This is a genomic window from Nucisporomicrobium flavum (assembly GCF_016464385.1).
Lineage (GTDB): Bacteria > Actinomycetota > Actinomycetes > Mycobacteriales > Micromonosporaceae > Actinoplanes > Actinoplanes flavus_A.
This window is the reverse complement of record NZ_JADMLH010000016.1, coordinates 133,484-156,966: the sequence shown is the minus strand read 5'-3', so window position 1 is coordinate 156,966 and position 23,483 is coordinate 133,484. Positions and strand designations below refer to the sequence as shown.

Below are 23,483 nucleotides of genomic sequence, written 5' to 3'. Positions count from 1 at the left end.
GATGCCCACGATCATTTTCGGGCCGTCCGGCGGGTCCATGACCTTCTCGCTCCATCAATTGCGCAGGCTCCATTGCTGGTTCGGGCCGCCGTGGCACGCCCACAGTATGAGCCGGGTTCCGTTCGCCGTTCCCGCTCCCTCGGCGTCCAGGCACAGCCCGGACTGGACTCCGGTGACGGTGCGGTCGGCGTTCAGGGTCCACTGCTGGTTCGGCTGACCGTTGCAGTCCCAGATGATCACCTTGGTGCCGTTGACGGTGCCCTGGCCACTCGCGTCCAGACACTTGTTGCCGTACACCTGCAGCGCGCGGCCGGACGTGTACGTCCAGCGCTGCCGGTCGGCGTTCTGGCAGTCGGCCAACTGCACCTGGGCGCCGTTCGCGGTGGAACTGGCCGGCACCTCGACACAGCGCCCGGACTGGTTGCCGACGATCTGGGCGCCCGGCTGCGGGTCACCGCTCCCGGCTCCGTAGCCGGCGGCGGTGATGTTCGCCTGCACCGCGTTCTCGGTCGCGTCGGACGGGTAGCCGGAGGTGAGCACCCCTTCGAAGAAGGTTCCGGCGCCGGAGGTGCTGTTGTCCCCGCCGATACCGAGAAGGATCGCGCCCTCCTTCTTCATCGGGTTGTAGCCGCTCGGGCGTACCCCGTCGAAGACGGTGGACAGCGCGCCGGACTGGGCGCTGCCCTCCCGGATGGCCCAGTGGTTGGGTTCGCCCTTCACCACAGCGGTGACGTAACGCTGGTTGATCGTCGGGTTGGGGTTGTATCCGGCCTTCGAGCCGGAGAACAGCCCCCACTCGAGGTCACCCATCACCCAGGGGCCGTTGCCGTCGCCCCAGCCCCACTGCTTGTCGGCGCCGAAGTAGACGGTCTCCATGATCGCCGGCGAATCGGCCTGCCCGTCGGTCTGGGCGTTGCCGTAGTCGAAGCAGCACCAGTTGTTGTAGTGGGTACCGTCGACGACGGCGTAGATTCCCTCGGGCTGGTCGCCCTTCGCGACTCCGTTGGTGTTGTTGTTGCGGTAACCGGTTCCCGGGGCGACGTAGACGCCGTACGCCTTGTGGCCGCCAAGGGTGACCGGAGCCGCCTTCGCATCGGCGAGGTTGTCCGCGCCGCCGGCCGCCGGTCCCGGCCAGTAGCCGGCCGGCGCCTGGGTGAGGCGATTGCCGCGACCGGACTGGTCGTAGATGACGGTGATCACGCAACTCGTGCCGGCGCAGAAGGAGTCCTGGCTCGCCGCATCCGCGTATCCACCCGCGCTCAGGACGCCGACGTCCTTGATCGTGTTGTCGGACGACCGGCGGATCTGGTACAGCGGGCCGTTGTACGAGCCGTACAACGCCCGGGTGGTGCTGTGCGCGGCCACGCAGGGTGTGCCGCCCGAGGCGTAGATGTCGCACGGCCCGGCGGTGGCGGCCTGGGCGCTGGATGGGCCCGTGAGCACTGCGGTCGCGGTGGCGGCGAGGAGCGCGGGTGGCGTCGCGACGGCCGCGATGAAGCTGCGGATCATCCCGTTCATCGCGTGCTCCATTTCTGGTTGGCGCCGCCGTTGCAGGACCAGAGGATCAATGGGGTGCCGTTGGCTGTCCCGGCACCGTTGGCGTCCAGGCACAGGCTCGACTGCACCCCGGTGATCGTGCCGTTGGCATCGAGGTTCCACTGCTGGTTGGGCTGCCCGTTGCAGTCCCAGATGATCACCGCGGTCCCGTTCGTGGTGCCACGGCCGCTGGCGTCGAGGCACTTGCTGCCGTACACCTGCAGTTGCTTGCCTGCGGTGTAGGTCCACCGCTGCGACGCGCCACCGGAGCAGTCGTACAGCTGAGTTTGCGTGCCGTTGGTCGTCGATCCGCCGGGTACGTCGACGCATCGGCCCGACTGGGCGCCGACCAGCTCCACACCCTGCTGACCGCTGGTCGAGGCCGGGGTCACGTAGACGGCGAAGGCGTCGTGCGAGGCCTGGAACGTCAGTGGCACGGTGATGGCGCCACCGGAGACGGTCATGGTCTGGTTGAGCACGACCTGCGGTGCGTTGAGCGTCGCCTGGTCCGGGATCCGGTCGACCACGACGTTGACCCGGCCGTTGCCGGCCAGCCAGGTGTGGGCCGACACGCCGCTGAAGGTCACCGTCGCGCTGCCGGTGTAGCCGTTGCTGTCGCCGATGATGGCGACGGCCCGCCGGTAGGTGCTGTCGATCGACGCGGAGACCGCGGTGCTGCCGACCTGTCCGGAGGTGTTGACCAGGGTGCCGGTCATGTCGGCGTAGGACCGCATCGTCCACCAGTTGCCGCTGGTGGTCCAGGTGCCATTGCTCTGAGTCAGGATGCCGGTGAGATTCGGGGTCATGCAGCAGACCCAGTTGCCGCGCATCGCGTTGGTGTAGCCGGATTGGGCGAACCGGGCCAGGTACCAGGCGGTGACGCCCGCGGTCTGCCGGTCGGCGGGCTGGTACTCGTTGGCCGACAGGGGCCGGGCGGCGATCCCGGCCGCGGCCAGTTGGCTGTTCAGCGCCTGCGCCACCGTGACCGGGTCGTCGACGTCGCCCTCGTCGTGGTTGGTGATCCAGTCCGGCACGGTTCCCGCGGCCTTGACGTGGTTGAGGAAGGTGCTCCACTGCGCCGGCCGGGCCTGCGGCGTGTAGGCGAACGACGGGCCGACGATCTGCGCGCCCGGGGCGACCCTGCGGAGTTCGCGGTAGGCGGTGTCCCACATCTGGAAGTACTGGGTGCTGTTGACCCCCGCCTTCCAGAAGGCGGAGATGTCCGGCTCGTTGTCGATGTCGTACGCGAACGGCAGACCGCTGGCCTGCAGCGCCGCCACGGTTGTGTCGATGAACGTGGCCCAGTTCGAGCAGTTGCCGTTGTCGCACGGGTAGACCGTGTTCGACGGCTGGCCGGCGTTGAGCCCGTACAGGTCGCTCAGCAGCACCTGATACTGCGGGTGATCGCCGACCTGGTTCAACCGCCGGGCCTGCGCGATGATCGACGTGATGTCGGCCTGAGTGGCCGGGCCGTACTGGTAGTTGTCCTTGATCCAGCCGCCGGAGAACCACCCGCCGCCCCGGAAGGCGTTGAGTCTCAGCGGCTGGATGAACTGGTCGGCCGGCAGGGTGGCGTCCTGGTTGATCCCGTAGAGGACACCTTCGCCGACCAGCGTGGACGTGCCGCGGCTGGAGGCCAGGTCGACGTTGAGCGCCACGCCGGCGGCGGCCTGGGCGGGTTGCGCCCCGGTGAACGGGACGGCGGCCGCCAGGACCATGCCGATCGCGAGCGACGCTCTGGTGGCGAACCGGTGGAGTCTTCTTCTCTGCTGCATCGATGTCTCCGGGGGTCGAGTCGACGATAGGGAAGCGACAGTTACGGGGGATCTGGATGTGGCTCCGGGACGCGGGCAGCAGGAATCGCGAGGCGAGCCGGCGGCTCGTCCCGGGCTGTTCGGACAGGGTCAGACTGCGGGCACCGGTCCGGTGCTGTCCCGCAGGGAGATCGGCGGGGCGAGCAGCAGGTGCCGCGGCGCACCGTCCGGTGTGGCTATGCGTTCCAGAAGAAGGTCGACGGCGTGCTTGCCCATTTCCAGGGTGGGAACGTCGGCGGCGGTGAGCTGGGGGCGGAAGCCCTCCGCCCAGTGCCGGGCGGCGACGCCGGCGATGGACAGGTCCCGAGGGACCGTGAGGCCGGCCCGCTCGATGCCGCGCTGGATCCCGGGCAGCGCGGCCTCGTTGATGGTGACGATCGCGGTGATCTCCGGGTGCCGCTCGCGGAGTTGTTCGAAGCACTCCTCGCCGCCGGCCGGGTCATCGGCGCAGGGCAGATTCATGCCGGTCACGCCACGCCGGTCCGCGGCCTCACCGAAGGCCGCCTGAGCCCGATGCGCCGGTCCGTACCCGACAGCGACCAGCTCGGTGGACCGATTGATCAACGCGATCGCCCGGTGCCCGAGATCGGCGAGGTGGTGCACGCACCGGGCGACGAGCGTGGCGTAGTCGACGTCGACCCAGCAGGTTCCGTGCGGATGGGCCGTGTGCCCGATGGTGACGAACGGCAGGCCGGCCTGCTGCAGGCGGGTGACCCGCTCATCCTCCAGCCGGATCTCCATCAGGATGACGCCGTCGACCCGGCGGCCGGATATCAGACGCTCGAAGGACCGGTCGTGGTCACCGCCGGACGGCGACAACAGCACGTCAAGGTCATCGTGGGCGGCGGCCTCGACGACACTGGCGACGAAGCCCAGCTGCATGTCGGTCAGCAGCAGGCTGGCCGGGGGGATGACGAGCCCGAGAGTGCGGGTGCGCCCCTCCTTGAGGGCACGCGCGGCGGCGTTGGGGCGGTAGCCGATCTCGTCGATCACGGCCTGGATGCGCTGCCTGGTCTCCGGGCCGACCGGGCGGCGGCCGCTCAACGCGTACGACACAGTGCTGCGCGACACCCCGGCCCGGCGCGCGATCTCCCCGATGTTCATCCCCACCTCATCTGACTGAGCGTATCGAGACTGTCGGCGAGGCTGCCGGACGGCGTCCAGGCAGCGGCCGATCCGCCGAACGACCCGCGGACCGGGGCACACTATGTTGTCGAACCGATTCGCTTCTCACGGTAGATAGAGACCGATGCCGATGTCAACGGGATGTCGTGACGATGAAAGATCCGTTTACAGGCAGGTCAAATGAGTCTTGACCGTGCGCAGGAGGCGACCTATGGTCGGCGAACCGATGTGTCGAATCGATTCGCTAAACGTCAAGCTTCGCCGCCCGCACAGGTATCCGCGACGCCGCATGGCATGAGGAGCGACCCATATGACGACATCCCTGACCAGGCACCGGGCCCTCGGCTGCGCGGTGCTGACGGTGAGCCTGGCCTGTCTCACCACGGCGTGCTCGCACGCCGACAGCACCAGCCCGGCGACCGGCTCGTCCGGCAGCGGCGGCACCTACGCCGTCTGGGACCCCTACCCGCAGTTCGACGACTCTTCCGACTGGGTCAAGCTGCTCACCAAGTGCGGCACCGACGCGGGCGTCGCCGTCAAGCGCACCGGGTACGACACCACCGACCTGACCAACAAGGCCCTGCTCGCCGCCCAGCAGGGCACCTCCCCCGACCTGCTGATCGTCGACAACCCGGTGATCTCGACCCTGGCCGAGGCGGGGGTGCTGACCACCACCGGCGACATCAAGCTCGACACCTCCGGGATCGAGCCCAACCTGCTGGCTGCCGGCCAACTGGACGGAAAGACGTACGGCGTCCCGATCGGCGCCAACACCCTGGCCCTCTACTACAACAAGAAGGTGCTCAGCGCCGCGAAGGTCGACCCGGCCACGATCAAGGACTGGACGTCACTGACCGCGGCGCTGGCGAAGGTCAAGGCGACCGGCAAGAAGGGCATCACGTTCTCGGCCATCGGCACCGAGGAGGGCTCGTTCCAGTTCCTGCCCTGGTTCTGGGGCTCCGGCGCTGACCTGACCCAGCTCGACTCGGCCCAGGGCGTGGCCGCGCTGACGTTGTGGACCGACTGGCTCAAGCAGGGCTACGCGCCGAACTCGGTCATCAACAACACCCAGACGACGAGCTGGCAGGAGTTCGCCACCGGCAACGTCGCGTTCAGCGAGAACGGCACGTGGCAGCTGGCCAACGCTGGGAAGACCGGCTTCGACTGGGGCATCATCCCGATCCCGTCGCAGGCCGGTGGCGTCGCACCGGCGCCCACCGGAGGTGAGTTCGTCACCGCTCCGGTGCAGAAGGACACCGGCCGGTACGCCGCCACGGAAAAGATCATCGGCTGCCTGACCAACGCCGACAACGCGCTCACCACCGACACCACCCTGTCCTACGTCGCCGCGACCGAAGCGGTGCAACAGAAGCAGGTCGCCGCGAACCCGGATCTCAAGGTGTGGGTGGAGGCGGTCAAGGCCGCCAAGGGCCGTACCAGCGACAATCTCGGCACCAAGTATCCGAGGATCTCCGAGCCGATGTGGACCGCGTTCCAGTCCGCGCTCTCCGGCGGCAAGTCGCCGAAGGACGCGCTGACCGCCGCGCAGAGCACCGCCGCCGCGGCGATCAAGTAACCCATGGCAGACGACGTGATGGCCCGGCCGGCGTCCACCGTCCGGGCCGGCACCCGGCGACGGCCGGGGCGCCGGTCGGAGCAGTGGGCGGCCTGGGGGTTCCTCCTGCCGGTCGTGACCTACCTGGCCGCGTTCTACGCCTACCCTCTGTACCGCAACCTGGACCTCAGCCTGCGGCACTACACGGTCCGCTCGTTCGTACAGGGCGGGGCCCCGTTCAGCGGCCTCGACAACTACCGGGCAGTGGTCCAGAACGCCACATTCGGTCCGGCCCTGCTGCACACGGTCCTGTTCACCGGCGTCTCGCTGATCTTCCAGTTCGGCATCGGGATGGCTCTGGCGGTGTTCTTCGTCAACCACTTCCCGTTGTCCGGCACGCTGCGGGCGCTGTTCCTCGTACCGTGGCTGCTGCCGCTCATCGTGTCGGCTTCCACCTGGTCGTGGATGCTCAACAGCGACTCCGGCGTGGTGAACTGGACGCTCGGCCTGCTCGGACTCGACCCGGTCAACTGGCTCACCTCGCCCACCTGGGCGCTGACCAGCGTGATCATCGCGAACATCTGGATCGGCATCCCGTTCAACCTGGTCGTGCTCCACAGCGGGCTGCAGGCCATCCCGACGGACATCTACGAAGCGGCCGAACTGGACGGCGCCTCCGGATGGCAGCGCTTCCGCCGGGTCACCTTCCCGCTCCTGCGTCCGGTATCGGCGATCACCCTGCTGCTCGGCCTGGTCTACACCCTCAAGGTCTTCGACATCATCTGGATCATGACGAAGGGCGGCCCGGCCGATTCGTCCACCACGTTCGCGACCTGGTCCTACCGGTTCAGCTTCGGCAACCTGCTACCGCAGTTCGGGCCGGGCGCCGCGGTCGGCAACCTGCTGATCCTCATGGCGTTCGCCTTCGGGCTGCTCTACATCCGCATCCAGCGGCGGCAGCAGTCATGACCCGCTCGGTGAAGACCCTCACCGGTCTGGCTCTGACCGCGATCATGCTGTTCCCGGTCTACTGGATGATCAACGTGTCCTTCACCCGGGACACCGACATGCGGCACGAGCCGCCCCACCTCTTCCCGGTGCACGGCACGCTCGAGGGTTACCGAGCCGTTCTGGACCAGCAGGGCCCCTACCTCGGCACCAGTCTGCTGATCGGGCTCGGCACGGTCGTACTGACCCTCGTCCTGTCGGCGCCGGCCGGCTACTCACTGGCCAAGTTGCGGCCGGCCGGCGGCGGCGTGCTGAGTTTCGTGCTGTTGATGGCGCAGATGATCCCCGGGATCATCATGGCGATGGGGTTCTACGCCGTCTATCTGCGGCTCGGGGTGCTCAACTCGGCGGCGGGTCTCGTACTGGCCGACTCCACGATCGCGGTGCCGTTCGGCGTACTGATCTTCACGGCGTTCATGTCCGGCATCCCGGACGACCTGATGAATGCGGCGGTGGTTGACGGCGCCGGGCGATTCCGCACCTTCTGGTCCATCGTCCTGCCGGTCAGCCGCAACGCGATCGTCACGGTCGGCCTGTTCACCTTCCTCTGGGCCTGGTCCGACTTCGTCTTCGCGACGACCCTCGACGGCGGTGGGTCGCAGCAGCCCATCACCCTCGGCATCTACCACTACATCGGTAACAACAACCAGCAGTGGAACGCGATCATGGCCACCGCCGTGATCGCCTCCATCCCCGCCACGCTGCTGCTCATCCTGGCGCAGCGCTACGTCGCCGCCGGCATCACCGCCGGCGCCGTGAAAGATTGAGCCACCCCGCGAAAGGCATCCATGTCCGCGCTCACCACCTTCTCCATAACGGAAATTCCCTTCAGCTACGCGGGATCCTGGTTCAACCTCTCCCCGGTCATCGCGGAGAAGACGTACGCCGATGACGTACACCTGGTTTCGCACCGCAACGGAATGCACCCGGTCCTGTGCCTTCAGCCCCGGTCCGCCGACGAGCCGGTCGAGGCGCCGGTCACGGCCTCGGCCGCGCGGTTGCGATGGACGCACCAGGACGGCACCATCGACCTGGTCTACGAGAGCGCCGACACGATCCGGTTGCGCGGCGCCGGCCTGGGCCTGCGCATCGGCGCCGCCGAACCGGCGTTGACGCCCTTCTCCGGCATCTACCTGTTCCGCGACCCACGGGACGACTCGTTCGTCTTCACCTCCTATGAGACCGGACAGCGTTACCGGGTCACGCTGCTCACCCAGAGCCCTCACGAGGCGGCGGGACCCGAACAGCTCGGCGACCGCGACCGGCATCTGGAAATGGCAAGTGGCTCGTCGTGGGAGGTGGCCATCGAGGAGTACGCGACCAGCCGCGACCCGTACCAGCCCTCGGCACCCTTCGACGAGGTGGCCCGGCAGGCGCAGGACACGTTCCGCCGGTACCTGCAGACGGTGGCGCCGTGGCGGAGCCCCCGGACGCCGGCAGCGGAACTCGCCACGTACGTGCTCTGGTCCGCGACGGTGGCGCCCGGCGGGTTCCTCACCCGGCCCGCCGTGCTGATGTCCAAGCACTGGATGGACAAGGTCTGGAGCTGGGATCACTGCTTCAACGCCCTCGCGCTGGCCGCAGGAGACCCCGAGCTGGCCTGGGACCAGTTCCACATACCTTTCGACCACCAGGACCCGACCGGCGCGCTGCCGGACTCGGTGACCCACTCCGAAGTGCTCTACAACTTCGTGAAACCACCGATCCACGGCTGGGCATTGGCCCGGCTGCGCCGCCGGCTCACCGAGCCCGTCGACCGCCACCGGCTGACGGAGGTGTACCAGCGGCTCAGCCGCTGGACCACCTTCTGGCTCACGCAGCGTCGCCTGCCCGGCCACCTTCTTCCCCACTACCAGCACGGCAACGACAGCGGCTGGGACAACGCCACCGTCTTCGACGCCGGCCGCGTCCTCGAGACCGCCGATCTGGCCGCCTTCCTGATCATCCAGCTGCGCGAGCTCAGCACCCTCGCCGCCGAACTCGGCGACGCCGCGGACGCCGTACGGTGGCACGACACCGCCGAAGAGATGCAGGCCGCACTGCTGGCGACATTGTGGGACGGCAGCCGATTCCACGCCCGCGACCCGAGGACCGGCGCGACGCACGACAGCACGAGCCTGCTCGCGCTCATGCCCCTCGTCCTCGGCGACGACCTGCCCGCCGAGGTCCGCACGGCCCTGATCACCGCGCTCAAGGCCCACCTGACCGCACACGGCCTCGCGACGGAACCGATCAGCTCCGACCAGTACGCCGCCGACGGCTACTGGCGGGGCCCCATCTGGGCACCGGCCACGCTGCTGATCGAGGACGGTCTCCGGCGGGGCGGTCACATCGATCTCGCCGACGACATCAGCAGCCGCTTCCGGCGGCTCTGCGAGACGTCAGGCTTCGCGGAGAATTTCAATGCGGACACCGGCGCCGGCCTGCGAGACCGCGCGTACACCTGGACCGCCGCCGTATATCTCGTCCTCGCCGCGGCGCATCATCAGGGAACGTGAGGCCCTGCTGTCCGTCGCGGATCCGCCGATGAGAGTGCGTCGCACCTGCCGTCTGGTCCGGATGCTGATGAGCGGTACGTCAGCCGTTGCAGCGCGACCCCGACCAGCACGCCGGCAGCCTCACGGCGAGCGGGCCGGTAGGCCAGCAGCAAACCCGCCGCCCCGATCATGATCGCCAGCATCGACGGCCCGAAGCCCCCACGGCCGGCCACCTCGACGAACCAGAAGGCACGCCCTCCTGATCCGACAGGCTTCTTAGTCACCACTCTGCTCGCTGCGACTGCGGGGAGGCCGGTTGCTGGCCGCTGGCCGCCCGGAACGATGAGCCGGCAGGGTTCGGCGTACTCGTTGAGCTGGGTCGGGATGCGGTCGAACGCCGCCGGATCCAGCAGGTGTTCCGCTTGCTGCGGTGAGCGGTCGCCGAAGCAGTGCGCACAGCCGCATGCGCTGACAACACCGAATAGGCTTGCCGGGTGAGCCACTTTGATGTCCTTGTCCTCGGCGCCGGGCCCGGGGGATATGTCGCCGCCATCCGCGCTGCGCAGCTCGGCAAGACGGTTGCCGTGGTCGAGCACAAGTACTGGGGTGGGGTGTGCCTCAACGTGGGCTGCATCCCGTCCAAGGCGCTGCTGCGCAACGCCGAGATCGCACACATCGTCACGCGCGAGAAGAAGACGTTCGGGATCGAGGGCGACGTCAGCATGTCGTTCCCGCCCACCCATCAGCGCAGCCGCAAGGTGGCCGAGGCGAGCGCCAAGGGCGTCCACTTCCTGATGAAGAAGAACTCGATCACCGAGATCAACGGCTGGGGCACGCTGACCGGGCCGACGTCGATCGACGTCGACGGCGAGCAGCACACCTTCGACAACCTGATCATCGCCACCGGCGCCACCGTACGGATGCTGCCCGGCATGGTGACCAGCCAGAACGTCGTCACGTACGAGGAGCAGATCCTCGACGAGAAGCTTCCCGGCTCGATCATCATCGGGGGGTCCGGCGCGATCGGCGTGGAGTTCGCGTACGTGATGGCCACCTTCGGCGTCGACGTGACGATCGTGGAGTTCCTCGACCGGATGGTGCCGACCGAGGACGCCGACGTGTCGAAGGAGCTGTTCAAGCACTACCGCAAGCTGGGCGTGAAGGTGCTGCTGAGCACCAAGGTGGAGCAGGTCGAGGACACCGGCACCGGCGTACGCGTCACGGTGAGCCCCGCCGGCGGCGGCGAGCCGACGGTGCTCGAGGCCGACCGGATGCTCGCCGCGTTCGGCTTCGCCCCGCGCACCGAGGGGTACGGGCTGGAGGCCACCGGGGTCAAGCTCACCGACCGCGGCGCGATCGAGGTCGACGCCCGTGGCCGTACGAACGTCGAGGGCGTCTACGCCATCGGTGACGTGACCGCGAAGCTGATGCTCGCGCACACCGCCGAGGCGATGGGGGTGGTGGCCGCCGAGACGATCGCCGGCGCCGAGACCCAGGAGATCAACTTCGACATGATCCCGCGGGCCACGTTCTGCCAGCCGCAGATCGCCTCGTTCGGCTATTCCGAGGAGCAGGCCCGGGCCAAGGGCTACGACGTGAAGGTGGCCCAGTTCCCCTTCTCGGCGAACGGCAAGGCCCGCGGCATGGCCGAGACCGCCGGCTTCGTCAAGATCGTCGCCGACGCCGAGCACAACGAGATCGTCGGTGCCCACCTCATCGGCCCGGAGGTCACCGAGCTGCTGCCGGCCCTCACCCTGGCCCAGATGTGGGACCTGACGGCGGACGAGGTGGCCCGCAACATCTTCGCCCACCCGACCCTGTCCGAGGCGGTCAAGGAGGCGATCGAGGGCATCGCCGGTCACATGATCAACCTCTAGCGGGCCGGTGGCGTGCGGACGTGCTGATGGCGACGGATCGGCGTACGTAGGCATTGTGGACAAGCTCGGTGAGCATGAACTCGGCGAGGTCGGCACGGGACACTCTCGCGGTGAAGGACAGCTGAAGGTCGGTCCCGGTGCGGTAGCGGCCGGTCCGGGGCCCGTCGGTGAGGACGGGTGCGCGCACGATGGTCCAATCGGTGTCGCCGGCCAGCATCAGCGCTTCCATCTGTTCCTTGTCACGAAGTACGGCGCGTTCGAGCAGCCATGACACAGCGACGTACGGGGTGCGGCGACGGCTGTCCCCGACCCCGTAGTTGCTGAGCACGACGAGCCGGCGCGGGCCGGTGCGGGTTGCGGCGGACAGCACCGTACGGATGCCTTCGGTGCAGACGTCCGGGCCTCGCCGCTGCCTGCCCAGAGTGCTCACGGCCGCATCGGTGCCGTCCAGCGTCCGAGCCACCGCGACGGGGTCGCGCACGTCGCCGCCGACCACGTGAAGCCGGGCACGAGGGCGGATGCGGGCGGGGTCGCGGGTGAGCGCCCGGACCTCGTGGCCCTGCCGCAGGGCCTCGTCGACGACGACGCGGCCGGCGCGGCCAGTGGCACCGAAAACGGCCAGATGCACGGGGTCACCTCACCCAGAGCTTGATCAACTTATCCGGCACGTGTGTGCCGTTTAGCTGTTACAGTGCCCCGGAAGACACCGAGCGGTCAACCCTGGAGGCCAGTCATGCTGATCGTTGCCGGAACCGGCTACGTGGACCCCGACCGCCGTGAGGCCCTCCTCGGAGGTCTTGCCTCCGCGGTGCGCCAAGTCCGGACCGCGCCGGGATGCCTGGACTACGTCGTGGCAGCCGACCCGATCGAGCCGGACCGGGTCAACATCTACGAACGCTGGGAGTCCGACGCGCACCTCACCGCCCACCTGGCCGGCATCGGGCAGACCGCGCCGCCGATGCCGGACGTCCGGAGTGTGGACATCGTGCGATACGACGTCAGCGGATTCCGGCCCCTGCAGGCCTGAGGGACCCGCGGGGGTGGCACGGCTACGATCGCAACGATGTCACCGTCGGACCGGAACCCGGACGCCACGCACGTCAGCGTCGCCGCAGAGCCGGCCAGGGCCCAGCGCGCCGACGGCAGACGCAATCAGGCGCGCGTACTGGAGGAAGCCTTCGCCGCCTTCGCAGCGCACGGCGCCGCGGTCTCCATCCGCGAGATCGCCCGCCGCGCCGGCGTCAGCACCGGCACGGTCACCCGGCACTTCCCCACCAAGGAGGCCCTGTTCCGGGCCGTGGCGCTCCACCGCATCGAACAGCTCGTGCGCAGCGCGGAAGAGATAGCTGCCCGGGAGCAGCCGGCGGACGCCTTCTTCACGTTCTTCGCGCTCCTTGTGCGGCAGAGCGCCGCCGACCACGCCGTCGGTGACGCCCTCACCGGCGCCGGCTTCGACCTCCAGTCCGCAGCCTCGACGGCCATCCACGACTTCGGCGCGGCCCTGTCGGGTCTCCTCAGCCGGGCGCAGCAGGCCGGAGCGGTGCGCGGGGACGCCGACAGCGCCGACATCAAGGCCCTCATCGCCGGTTGCATCGCTCGCGGCAGCGACGGCGCCGCGCAGCAACGCATGATCGAGATCGCCTGCGACGGGCTCCGGCCCCGGCCGGCCTGAGCTCTCGCTCGGCCTTCAGGCGTGCCATTTGTTCACTTGAGCAGAGACCGCGAAAGAGCTGGATTCCGTTGACAGGCCTCCCCGCCGACGTCTTTGGTTGACGGAGCGTCCATCGACGGTCACTGACTGATGCCGCCGGCGTCCGGGCGCTCGATGGAGGAGTGCCATGACGACTCCGGCCGACCGATCCCGTACGCCCGTCGGCGAAGCTCCCCCGGCCGAGCTGCTCGACCCGGCCGAGCGGATGAGCGTGGACGAGCTCCGGCACCTGCAGCTCGAGCGCCTGCAAAGGACGCTGCGGCACGCGTACGAGCATGTGCCGCACTACCGGCGCGCGTTCGACGCGGCCGGCGTCCGCCCGGAGGACTGCCGTGAGCTCTCCGACCTCGCCCGGTACCCGACGACCAGCAAGGCCGACCTGCGGGAGAACTATCCGTTCGGCATGTTCGCCGTCCCCGAGGCCGACGTCCGGCGGGTGCACGCGTCGTCCGGCACCACGGGGCGGCCCACCGTGGTCGGCTACACCGAGCACGACCTGGACGTCTGGGCGAACGTGGTGGCCCGCTCGATCCGGGCCGGCGGCGGGCGTGCCGGCGACCGGCTGCACAACGCGTACGGGTACGGCCTGTTCACCGGCGGGCTGGGCGCGCACTACGGCGCCGAGCGACTGGGCTGCACGGTCATCCCGGTGTCGGGCGGGATGACGCCGCGCCAGGTGCAGCTGATCGTCGACTTCCGCCCGCGGATCATCATGGTGACGCCGTCCTACATGCTCACCGTGATCGACCAGTTCGAGAAGCAGGGGCTGGATCCGCGGGAGTCCAGCCTGGAGATCGGGATCTTCGGCGCCGAGCCGTGGACCGAGGAGATGCGGCTCGAGATGGAGGAGCGGGCCGGCCTCCACGCCGTCGACATCTACGGGTTGTCCGAGGTGATGGGCCCGGGCGTGGCCCAGGAGTGCGTCGAGACCAAGGACGGCCTGCACGTCTGGGAGGACCACTTCTACCCCGAGATCATCGACCCGGTGACCGACGCGGTGCTGCCCGAGGGCGAGCGCGGGGAGCTGGTCTTCACCTCGCTCACCAAGGAGGCCATGCCGGTCATCCGGTACCGCACGCGCGACCTGACCCGGCTGCTGCCCGGCACCGCGCGGCCGGGGCTGCGGCGGATGGAGAAGGTCACCGGCCGGACCGACGACATGATCATCCTGCGCGGGGTCAACCTGTTCCCCACCCAGATCGAGGAGATCATCCTCCGTACCCCGGGACTCGCCCCGCACTTCCAGCTGGTGCTGACCACCAAGGGGCGGATGGACCAGCTCACGGTCCAGGTGGAGGCGCGCCTGGACTGCCCGGCCGCACGGCGCGGGCACGCGGCCGCCGAGGTGGCGAAGGCGGTCAAGGACACGATCGGCAGCAGCGTCGAGATCGTGGTCGTGGGGCCGGAGACGCTGTCCCGTTCCCAGGGCAAGATCCAGCGACTCGTCGATCACCGCAACCGTTGAGGGGGATCCATGGCGGTTTTCCGCATCCTCGAGGCCACCGCGCGGCCCGGCTCCATCGACCGGGTCGCGGAGCTGCTGGTCCAGCAGCAGCAGGAGGTGGTGGCCCACGCCGAGGGCATCGTCTTCGTCCAGTCCCTGCGCAGCGGCGACCGGGTGCTCGCGGTGTCCAGCTGGCGCTCGGTCGAGGACATGCAGCGCTACCTCGACCGGCCGGTGACCGGCACGTTCTACCGCGCGCTGCCCGAGCTGCTGATGGGCATGCCGAGCGTGCGGACGTTCGAGGTGATCAGCCCCGACGGCGCCGGCGACGGGTGGCGGTCGGCGTGAGCTGGTACTACCCGAAGGGCTGGACCGACCGGGAGGACGGGATCGAGCAGGTCCTGATCCACTACACCTGCACGCCGCCGGGCCAGTGGCCGGACTGGAGCTGGGGGCACGACGCCCGGGTGCTGCAGGACCTCGGCGGCTATCCCCGGCAGCGGCTCAAGGTGCTGCGCATGCCCCGCCAGGTGTGGGACATGGAGCACGGCTGGCCGACCCCCGAATACCGCTTCCACTACTACTTCGAGGTGTACCAGCACGGCAGCCGGTGGACGACCGACCTGTTCACCGAGGAGATCGTGTACCGCGATCTCGAGTACACCGACAACGACGGCTGGCTCACCAACATCTGCATCTACTGGTCGGTCGGTGACTGGACGGCCCCGGTGTACAGCCCGATGGAGGAGCCGAGGATCCCGGCGGATTCCGAGTTCCTGGCGAAGAATTACTACACGTACGAGGACAAGGACCGTTTCCACCACGAGAAGTACCACATGCTGTACGCCCTGGATCTCCCGCACCGGTTCCACTCCCGCATGTGGGGCCCCCGCGACTCGACGCTGGTGCAGCAGTACCACATCGGGCGCATGTATCCGCCGCAGGAGAAGAGCGAGACCTGGCTGGGCCCCGACGGCCCGTCGGCACCGGGAGGGGGCAACTGTTGGGTACACCACCTGTGACCACGGCGCCGATCTTCGGCCTGCGCAAGACCTGGGTCGACCCCGGGCCCGGCATCGCCATGGTGTGGGCGCACTACACCTGGTCGGCGCCGGGCGCCGCGCCGGACTGGGCGGACGCCGAGCAGGTCGTGCTCGCCCCGTCCGACGGTGGCCCGCGGCGTACGGCGGTGCTCGAGGTTCCCCGCACCGAGCTCTCGCTGCACTACTTCTTCTTCGTGGTGACCGCGGGCGACCGCGCCGCCTCACCGATCTTCACCGAGGAGGTCGTCGCCCGCGAGATCACCTACGCGGACCCCGACGGCGCGTACACGTCGGTCGGCGTGATGTGGAACGCGGACGGCGAGACGCCCAACTACACCAGCATGGCGATGGACGGCCTGCCGTTCGAGTCGGTGGGAGAGGCGCCCGAGGAGGGCAGCATCTACGAGTTCGTCCGGGCCCAGCCGCTGCCGCACGTCTTCCGCGGCACGGTCTGGGGTGTCCGCGGCAGCTCCGTCCGGTACGGCTACCACCTGATCCGGCACGGGCGGCCCGACCCGGCCGACAACGCCGAGAGCTGGGACGACAACGCCGGCGCCGGCTGGGTCGTCGAGCTGTGAGCGCGGACCCGCCGCGACGTTTCGACCGGCCGCTGCAATGGCTCGCACCGGCGGCGCAGCGGCGCGGCGAGGCCCGGGTCCGCTACACCGGTTCCCTGGCTCGCGGCGGTCGCCGGCTCGTGCTGCACGTCGGCCACGACGGCTGGACCAAGCCGCGGGACATCCGGATGGAGAGGACCGGTGCCCGCAGCTGGGAGGCCGGCGTGCAGGTCGACGCCGGGCACGTCCTCGACTGCGTCGTCCGCGAGGAGGACCGGTCCGGCTGCGACAACAACGAGAACGCCGACTACCGGCTGTGGATCGACCTCGACCCGGTGGACGCGCACGTCCACGTCCGCGCCCCGGGCACCGATGCGCTCGGCTTCGGCAGCCTGTGCGCCGCCGCCTACTCCGGCGGGATGACGCACGCGCTGGTGTCCTGGGGCGACAACGACTTCGTGGAGCTCGCCGCCGAGGCGGCGCCGTGGCTGACGCCCCTGGTCTGGGTGCGGCCGGGCGGTCCCGGCCCGGAGGACGTACGGCGGCGGCTGGCGGACGGTGCGGCGGGGCTCAAGCTGCATCCCGCGTACGACGCGTACCCTGCCGACAGCGCGGGGCTCGACCCGTACCTGGAAGTGGCGGAGCAGGCGCGGGTGCCGGTGACCGTACACAGCGGCCCGGGACCGGCCGATCCGGATCTGATCCGGCGGCTGGCCGAACGCTTTCCCGAGGTCAGCTTCGTGCTCTACCACACGTTTCTCGGTCCGGGGAACGGGCGGCTGCGCGCGAGCCGGCACGCCCGGCGGCTGTCCAACCTGTACCTCGAGACGTCCTGGTGCGGCTCCGCCGAGGTCGAGCGGCTGATCGACGAGGTGGGCCCGGAGCGGGTGCTCTTCGGGTCGGACGCGGCGACGGACGGGCCCACGCACTTCGTCCGGGAGCCGCCGAACCTCGAGCTGCGGGAGACCTACAACCGCAGCCTGGTCCGGCTGGTCAAGCGGCTCGAACCGGCGGTGGCCCGCCGGCTGCTGGAGGCCAACACCCGGGACTTGTTCGGTCTGCCCGACCCACCCGGCCAGGGTGACGCTGTCAGGCCGTAGCAGGTAGTCCGAAGAGGTCGAAGACCGCCGGGTCCGCGAACGTGACGCAGCGCCGGATCCGGCCCTCCGCCACGGTGAACACCTGCACCGAATGGGCCCGCAGCACCCCCGTCTGCGGATCCGGGGTGTACGCGGCCAGGGCGACGCCTCCGTTGGCCGGCACCGGTTCGAGACGCCAGCCGGTGCCCCGCATGGCGAAGACGCGCTCCATGAACTCGCGGTAGTGGCCGCGCCCGGCGAGCCACAGGTCGACCGGCGGCATCTCCAGGGCGACGTCTTCGGCGAGCAGCCTGGTCAGGCCCTCGATGTCGGCCGCCTCGAACGCTTTCAGGTAGCGCTCGACCACGGCCCGGTCGCCCGGGTCGGCCGGCTCGCGGAGTCCCTCGAGGACGGGGCCCGCGGCGCGCAGGGTCGCCCGGGCCCGTTGGAGGCTGCTGTTGACCGATGCCACGGTGCTGTCCAGCGCGTAGGCGACCTCGGCCGCGGGCAGTTCCAGCACTTCACGCAGCACGAGCGCGGCCCGTTGCCGGGCCGGGAGCAGCTGCAGTGCCGCGATCAGCGCCAGCCGCAGGCCCGCGCGCTGCTGGGCGGTTTCCGCGGGGTCGCCGAGCCGGGCGTCCGGGAACGGCTGCAGCCACGGTACGTCCAGGTTCGGGGTCAGCGGCGCGTACGGGTCGTCGCCGGCCGGGCCCAGCGTGCTCGGGAGCGGCCGCCGCGCGCGTCCCTCCAGGGCGGTCAGGCAGACGTTGGTCGCGATGCGGTGCAGCCACGTGCGGACCGACGCGCGGCTGTGGTCGTACCGGTCGGCCGCCCGCCAGGCCCGCAGGAACGTCTCCTGCACCAGGTCCTCGGCCTCGTCGACGGAGCCGAGCATCCGGTAGCAGTGGGCGAGCACGTCGCCGCGGTAGGTCTCGTGCCACTCGTCCCAGTCGCGCCGGCTCGCATCCCCCATGGGGCGAGCCTAGGACCGATGAGTTCGGGCCGGCCGCGCGGTATGTGCACGCAGACGGCGGCCGATCGGGGCCGCTCCTGCGGAAGGAACTCCTGATGGGCGACGTCATCGTCATCCAGTTCGCCACGCTCGACGGCGTGGTCTCCGACCCGGACGGCCGGGCCGGCACCGGCTACGGCGGCTGGGCGTTCCGGTTCGGGCCGGGACCGGTCACCGACGACAAGTTCCGCCTCGGCGCGCGGATGGAACAGGGCGTGCAGCTGTACGGGCGGCGTACGTGGGAGCACTTCGCGCAGCTCTGGCCGGGCCGCGACGGTGACTTCGCGAAGCTGATGAACACCGTGCCCAAGCGGGTGGCGACCCGGACCGGCATCGACGCCGGCGCCTGGCCGAACTCGGCGGCCGTCGAGGGTGACCTGCTCGCCTGGGTCGCCGGCGAGCGCGCCCGGCGTGACGTCGTGGTCATCGGGAGCCTCAGCGTGGTGCACGCGCTCGCCGCGGCCGACCTGGTCGACGAGTACCGGGTGCTGACCTTCCCCACGGTCGCCGGAGCGGGCGACCGGTTGTTCGCCACCGGCACGCCCGCCGACTTCCAGTTCACCGGCGTCGAGTCCGCCGGGCCGGCGGTACTCACCATGCTGCGCCGCGACCGGGAGTGATATGGGAGCGCTCCCAAACGTGTTACCGTACGACTCCAGTGACGTATATCGATGGAGGCGGCGATGCGTACTCGGCGGCGGAAACTCCGGATCACGGCCGGCGGCAGCGCGCTGACCCTCGTCGCGGCGGTCCTGACCGCCCACCCGGCTGCGGCGCTGGCCGCCGCGGCCGGGCCGGCGCTGTCGGTCGACGTGTCCGCCGCCCGCCACGCGATCAGCCCGGACATCTACGGGCTCAACGGGGCCGACCCCGCGTTCGCCGCCGAGATCGGCATGCCGGTGGCGCGCTGGGGCGGCAACGCGAGCAGCCGCTACAACTTCCGCAACCACACCTACAACACCGGTAGCGACTGGTACTTCGAGAACATCGTGGCCTCGCCGGACAAGACGGTCGAGGCGTTCGTCCAGACCAACCGGGACCACGGTACGAAGCAGATCGTCACGGTTCCGCTGATCGGGTGGGTCGCCAAGGACTCGCCGCAGGAGCACCCGTTCGCCTGCGGTTTCCCCGCGACCCGCTTCCCGGCGCAGGACAGCTTCGATCAGTGGGATCCCAACTGCGGCAACGGCAAGCTCGACGGCGCGAACCTCACCGGCGCTGACCCGGCCGACACGTCGATCCCGGTGGGTCCCTCGTTCGGCGGCGAGATGGTGTCGCACCTCGTGAAGAACTTCGGCACGGCGGCGCGGGGCGGCGTACGGATCTACGAGCTCGACAACGAGCCGGTGCTGTGGAGCTCCACCCACCGCGACGTGCACCCCGACGCGGTCACCTACGACGAGCTGGGCGGGAAGGGTACGGCGACCGCCGCGGCGATCAAGGCGGCCGACCGCAGTGCCGCCGTGCTGGGCCCGTCCGGCTGGGGTTACTGCGAGTGGGTGGCCTCCGGGGCCGACGGGTGCGCGCCGGGCGCCGACGCGGCCGCGCACGGCGGGCTCAACCTCTCCCAGTGGTACCTGAAGAACATGAGGGACTACGGCGCGGCCCACGGCGGCAAGCGCTTCCTCGACTACTTCGATCAGCACTACTACCCGCAGATCGGCGGCGGTACGGACCCCGACGCGAACGCGCTGCGGCTGCGGTCCACCCGCTCGCTGTGGGATCCCGCGTACGTCGAGGAGTCGTGGATCGGCCCGAGTGGCGTGAACGCCCCGCCGCTGCAGTTCATCCGCACCATGAAGGCGTGGGTGGCCCAGTACTACCCCGGCACGAAGGTCGCGATCACCGAGTACAACTGGGGTGCGCTGGACACCGTCAACGGCGCGCTGGCCGAGGCCGACGTCCTGGGGATCTTCGGGCGCGAAGGGCTCGATCTGGCCACCATGTGGGGCGAACCCCAGCCGACGCAGCCCGGCGCGTACGCGTTCCGGATGTATCGCAACTACGACGGCGCGGGCGGCCGGTTCGGCGACGTCAGCGTGTCGGCGACCAGCGGAGACCAGGGACAGCTCGCCGTGTACGCCGCACAGCGCTCGTCCGACAAGGCGCTGACCCTCATGGTCGTCAACAAGACGGGCGACGATCTGACCTCGTCCCTGTCGATCGCCGGTTGCCGCACCACCGGCACGGCGAAGCGTTACACCTACAGCCCCGCGGATCTCAGCTCCATCGTCCGCGGCGACGATCTCACGGTGAACCGGGGCAGCGCCGTGGCGACGTACCCGGCGAACTCCATCACGATGCTGGTGCTGCCGAAAGCATGACCGAAGCGGCCGCCTCCCCGGCGGCCGCTTCGTCGGCGATGGGTCAGCGGTGGGACTTGAGCCAGCCCTGGATCTCCGTGATGACCTGCTTGTCGGGCTCGCCGAACACCGGGTGGAACTTCGGCGTGATGTTCATGGTGTGTGCCATGCCCGGGTAGATGACCAGCTTGTGGTCCTTGTTCCCGGCTGCGGCGACCGCGGCGTCGGCGGCGATCGCGGCACGGGCCGGGGTCTGCAGATCGTTCTCGCCGTTGAGCATCAGCGTCGGGCCGCGGAACTTCGGCAACGCCTGGGTCACGGTCGGGAAGCGGGCGAAGTCCTTCGCGTAGCTGACCACGTACGGGTCCAGGCCCGGCACGTTCGGGTAGTCGTCGATGTGGGTCGTCTCGCGCAGCACGGCGCCGGCCTCGGCGTCGATCGCGATGCGGCCGTCGTGGTCGCGGTCCGTGGCGGCCGACACCTTGCGGCCGTCGAGCAGGACGGAGCGGAACTGGTCGGCCTCCGCCTTCGGCAGGCCCACGAGGCCGTCGGTCGCCTCGGTGGCGGTCAGCCGGCCGTCGCCGTCGACGTCGAACTCGTCGTGCAGCTGGAGCAGCAGCCGGCCGTAGATCTGGAACGTCAGCAGATCCTCGATGGGCTTGCCGACGACGCCCATCTCGACCACGCCGGCCGGCTTCGGGATGCCGTACTTCTTCGGGTCACCGGCGAGGTTCGCGGCCACGTTGGTGCCCTCGCTGTGGCCGAGCAGGTAGATCTTCGAGGGGTCGATCCTCGGCGACCGGGCCGCGAACCGGATCACGGAGGCGGCGTCCAGCTGGATCTGCCGGTACGGGTTCTCCGGCAGCAGCTGGGCCGGGTCGGTGCTCTCCACGGGCCCGATGTCGGTGACCCCGCGCTTGTTGAAGCGCAGGGTCGCGAACCCCTCCCGGCCGGCGGCCTGCGCGAGCGGGACGAACGTGGAGCCCTTGCCCTCGGGCAGCGTCTGGTTCATGTCGTTGTGCCCGCTTCCGTGCAGGAAGACGACGACCGGCAGGCGGCCCCGGGCGTTGCTCGGATAGGTGAGCTCCGCCTTCGTGACCCAGCCCTTGCCGAAGTCGATCTGCACCTGCTCCCGGGTGATGCCCGCCCAGCCGGAGTGCCGGGAGGACCCGGCGACGGCCCCGGCGGGGGCGCTCGGGGAGACGTCAGCGTTGGCGACTCCCACGCCCGCGGCGAGGATGGCGGCGGTGGTGATGCCGATCGTCAGCTTGCGGTGGCTCTTCGTGGCTGTCATACGCAGAAACGCTATGGCCGGTGGCCTCCATGATCGATCCTGCTGGCCGCCGTCTTCGGGTACAGGCTGCTGTACCTGTCAGGCCGCGGCGACCGCCACCCGGTTGCGGCCCGCGCCCTTGGCGTCGTACAGGGCGGCGTCCGCGCGGGCGAAGAGCGCATCCGGCGACTCCTCGCCGTTCCACACCGCGAAGCCGGCGGAGAAGGTCTGCCCGGACGGGGTCAGGGGGCGCAGCCGGTCCAGGAGCGCGGCCGCCTGGGCGCCGCCGTCCGGAACGATCAGCGTGAACTCCTCGCCGCCGTACCGGGCCAGCACGTCGCTGCCGCGCAGCCCGCTCATCCAGGCCGCGGCGGCCTCCTTCAGCAGCCGGTCGCCGGCCTGGTGGCCGTACCGGTCGTTGAAGTGCTTGAAGTGGTCGAGGTCGATGACCGCGAGGGTCAGCACGGTGCCGTCGCGCCGGGCGTGCTCCAGGGCCAGCGGCAGGGCCCGCTCCCAGGCGCGCCGGTTGGCCAGGCCGGTCAGCTGATCGCGCTGCGCCAGCTCGGTCAGCTCCTCGGTCTGCCGTCCCAGGATCGACGCTTGCCGCTCGATCTGCCGGATCAGCCCGGCCATCCTGGTCACCACCAGCACGAACATCCCGACGCAGCCGAGCACGATGGCACCGGCGTCGGTCACGCGGTTGTCGTTGCGCCACGCCTGGGCGGCGAGCAGCAGCGGCGCGATCATCGTGGCGGTGGTCAGCAGCACGAACCGCCACCGGGAGAAACGCTGACCGGCGACCTGGACGGGCTCGGCCAGCGTACGGATGCCCGGGTGCAGGCCGGCGGCGCCGTACAGGACGAAGGCGAGCAGGTAGCCGGCGTCCATCAGGTGGCTGGCGAAGGTGCCCGCCTCGAACTGGAAATGGTCGGTCAGCGCCCAGGCGTAGTCGGCCGCCAGGTAGCTCGTCATACCCGCCGCGAGCAGCCGGAAGGCGCCGTTGCGCGCACCGCCGCCCACCAGCATGCGCGCCAGCAGCGCGAGCAGCAGCAGGTCGATGACGGGATAGCTGATCGCCACCAGTTTCCCGGCGATCGTGAAGTCGCTGGATTGGGTCACCGGCTTCATCAGATACACCCAGGCGATCAGCGCGAACGCGCCCGCGATGATCAACGCCTCGATGACGCCGGCGGCGTCGCGGGCGGGCAGCCGGCGGCGCAGCACGAGGATCAGGACCACGACCTCCAGGACGCCGGCGGCCAGGTAGAACGCGTCGGCGGGCGCCGGGTAGGACGAGTTGTCGAGGTAGCGGGCGTACCAGGCGTACGTGAAGTCGCCGCACACCGCGATCAGCTGGCAGGCGGCGAACATCAGCCACAGCCGGACGGCGGCCCCGCCGTTGCGCCGGACGCCGACGACCATGGCGACGACGCCGGACGCCGCGATCGTGTCGTAGCAGACGGTCTGCACCCAGGTGTCGGGTGTCTGGAAGTACCCGATGACGGCAGCCGCCGAGAAGGCCAGATACCAGCACCACGGTGGCACTGTCGCTCGCCGCATTCGCCCTCCCCGACGTTGATCCTCCGGCGGGACACCGGAACGTCAGTGGACCAGGCGGAAGTAGCAGAACTGGACCAATCGGAGTGCCCGACGGAAAGACGGAGACGAC

21 protein-coding genes are annotated in these 23,483 nt (G+C 69.8%); 14 read left to right on the top strand and 7 right to left on the bottom strand.

Going from position 1 to position 23,483, the window contains the following annotated elements; all coding sequences use genetic code 11:
- Positions 1-54: 54 nt before the first annotated feature.
- From IT780_RS31105 to IT780_RS31095, 3 genes are all read right to left on the bottom strand, one after another.
- A complete protein-coding gene (locus IT780_RS31105) occupies positions 55-1,518 on the bottom strand; it encodes an arabinofuranosidase catalytic domain-containing protein (protein WP_233413779.1) in 1,464 nt (487 codons plus the stop codon).
- Positions 1,515-3,311, bottom strand: a complete 1,797-nt coding sequence (locus IT780_RS31100) for an RICIN domain-containing protein (RefSeq protein WP_199515382.1) — start codon at positions 3,309-3,311, stop codon at positions 1,515-1,517. The genes IT780_RS31105 and IT780_RS31100 overlap by 4 nt, the downstream gene beginning before the upstream one ends.
- 129 nt (positions 3,312-3,440) lie before the next feature.
- Complete coding sequence (locus IT780_RS31095) at positions 3,441-4,454, bottom strand: LacI family DNA-binding transcriptional regulator (protein WP_199515381.1); 1,014 nt, start codon at positions 4,452-4,454, stop codon at positions 3,441-3,443.
- Between the two features lie 331 nt (positions 4,455-4,785).
- Here IT780_RS31095 and IT780_RS31090 point away from each other — a divergent pair, with 331 nt between their 5' ends.
- The 5 genes from IT780_RS31090 to lpdA all read left to right on the top strand — a co-directional run bounded on the left by IT780_RS31090 (position 4,786) and on the right by lpdA (position 11,392).
- Positions 4,786-6,051: a sugar ABC transporter substrate-binding protein gene (locus IT780_RS31090; RefSeq protein WP_199515380.1), complete on the top strand. Its 1,266-nt coding sequence runs from the start codon at positions 4,786-4,788 to the stop codon at positions 6,049-6,051.
- Positions 6,052-6,054: 3 nt separating this feature from the next.
- Complete coding sequence (locus IT780_RS31085; RefSeq protein ID WP_199515379.1) at positions 6,055-6,999, top strand: carbohydrate ABC transporter permease; 945 nt, start codon at positions 6,055-6,057, stop codon at positions 6,997-6,999.
- Positions 6,996-7,805, top strand: a complete 810-nt coding sequence (locus IT780_RS31080) for a carbohydrate ABC transporter permease (RefSeq protein ID WP_199515378.1) — start codon at positions 6,996-6,998, stop codon at positions 7,803-7,805. Before IT780_RS31085 ends, IT780_RS31080 begins: the two co-directional genes overlap by 4 nt.
- A 21-nt stretch (positions 7,806-7,826) precedes the next feature.
- The gene (locus tag IT780_RS31075; protein WP_199515377.1) at positions 7,827-9,536 is read left to right on the top strand and encodes an amylo-alpha-1,6-glucosidase; all 1,710 of its coding nucleotides are present in this window, start codon (positions 7,827-7,829) and stop codon (positions 9,534-9,536) included.
- A 473-nt stretch (positions 9,537-10,009) separates the two neighbouring features.
- Positions 10,010-11,392, top strand: a complete 1,383-nt coding sequence (gene lpdA, locus IT780_RS31070; RefSeq protein ID WP_199515376.1) for a dihydrolipoyl dehydrogenase — start codon at positions 10,010-10,012, stop codon at positions 11,390-11,392.
- On the opposite strand, the gene IT780_RS31065 is transcribed toward lpdA, so the two are convergent.
- The gene (locus IT780_RS31065; RefSeq protein ID WP_199515375.1) at positions 11,382-12,020 is read right to left on the bottom strand and encodes an NAD(P)-dependent oxidoreductase; all 639 of its coding nucleotides are present in this window, start codon (positions 12,018-12,020) and stop codon (positions 11,382-11,384) included. The two genes, lpdA and IT780_RS31065, sit on opposite strands and share 11 nt — an antisense overlap.
- Positions 12,021-12,125: 105 nt before the next feature.
- Between IT780_RS31065 and IT780_RS31060 the strand changes: the two genes are divergently transcribed.
- From IT780_RS31060 to IT780_RS31030, 7 genes are all read left to right on the top strand, one after another.
- A complete protein-coding gene (locus tag IT780_RS31060; RefSeq protein ID WP_199515374.1) occupies positions 12,126-12,419 on the top strand; it encodes a putative quinol monooxygenase in 294 nt (97 codons plus the stop codon).
- A 36-nt stretch (positions 12,420-12,455) separates the two neighbouring features.
- The gene (locus tag IT780_RS31055; RefSeq protein ID WP_199515373.1) at positions 12,456-13,064 is read left to right on the top strand and encodes a TetR/AcrR family transcriptional regulator; all 609 of its coding nucleotides are present in this window, start codon (positions 12,456-12,458) and stop codon (positions 13,062-13,064) included.
- A 166-nt stretch (positions 13,065-13,230) separates the two neighbouring features.
- Positions 13,231-14,568 (top strand): phenylacetate--CoA ligase PaaK, encoded by a 1,338-nt coding sequence (paaK, locus tag IT780_RS31050; protein ID WP_199515372.1) that lies wholly within the window; start codon positions 13,231-13,233, stop codon positions 14,566-14,568.
- Positions 14,569-14,577: 9 nt separating this feature from the next.
- Positions 14,578-14,895, top strand: a complete 318-nt coding sequence (locus IT780_RS31045) for an antibiotic biosynthesis monooxygenase (protein WP_199515371.1) — start codon at positions 14,578-14,580, stop codon at positions 14,893-14,895.
- Positions 14,892-15,569, top strand: coding sequence for a hypothetical protein (locus IT780_RS31040; protein WP_199515370.1), 678 nt, complete (start codon positions 14,892-14,894; stop codon positions 15,567-15,569). Before IT780_RS31045 ends, IT780_RS31040 begins: the two co-directional genes overlap by 4 nt.
- Positions 15,551-16,168 carry a hypothetical protein gene (locus IT780_RS31035; protein WP_199515369.1) on the top strand — a complete coding sequence of 206 codons (618 nt, stop codon included), beginning with the start codon at positions 15,551-15,553 and terminating at the stop codon, positions 16,166-16,168. The genes IT780_RS31040 and IT780_RS31035 overlap by 19 nt, the downstream gene beginning before the upstream one ends.
- Positions 16,165-17,247, top strand: coding sequence for an amidohydrolase family protein (locus tag IT780_RS31030; RefSeq protein WP_199515368.1), 1,083 nt, complete (start codon positions 16,165-16,167; stop codon positions 17,245-17,247). Before IT780_RS31035 ends, IT780_RS31030 begins: the two co-directional genes overlap by 4 nt.
- Here IT780_RS31030 and IT780_RS31025 read toward each other — a convergent pair.
- A complete protein-coding gene (locus IT780_RS31025) occupies positions 17,237-18,199 on the bottom strand; it encodes an RNA polymerase subunit sigma-70 (protein WP_199515367.1) in 963 nt (320 codons plus the stop codon). The genes IT780_RS31030 and IT780_RS31025 overlap by 11 nt on opposite strands.
- Before the next feature lie 95 nt (positions 18,200-18,294).
- On the opposite strand from IT780_RS31025, the gene IT780_RS31020 reads away from it, so the two are divergent.
- Entirely contained in the window at positions 18,295-18,858 is a 564-nt protein-coding gene (locus IT780_RS31020; protein WP_199515366.1) for a dihydrofolate reductase family protein, read from the top strand.
- Positions 18,859-18,921: 63 nt separating this feature from the next.
- The gene (locus IT780_RS31015; protein WP_199515365.1) at positions 18,922-20,562 is read left to right on the top strand and encodes a glycoside hydrolase family 44 protein; all 1,641 of its coding nucleotides are present in this window, start codon (positions 18,922-18,924) and stop codon (positions 20,560-20,562) included.
- A gap of 43 nt (positions 20,563-20,605) precedes the next feature.
- Here IT780_RS31015 and IT780_RS31010 read toward each other — a convergent pair whose 3' ends face one another.
- Both IT780_RS31010 and IT780_RS31005 read right to left on the bottom strand, forming a co-directional pair.
- A complete protein-coding gene (locus IT780_RS31010; RefSeq protein WP_199515364.1) occupies positions 20,606-21,835 on the bottom strand; it encodes an alpha/beta hydrolase in 1,230 nt (409 codons plus the stop codon).
- 78 nt (positions 21,836-21,913) lie between these two features.
- Positions 21,914-23,374 (bottom strand): GGDEF domain-containing protein, encoded by a 1,461-nt coding sequence (locus tag IT780_RS31005; protein ID WP_199515363.1) that lies wholly within the window; start codon positions 23,372-23,374, stop codon positions 21,914-21,916.
- Between the last annotated feature and the right edge of the window lie 109 nt (positions 23,375-23,483).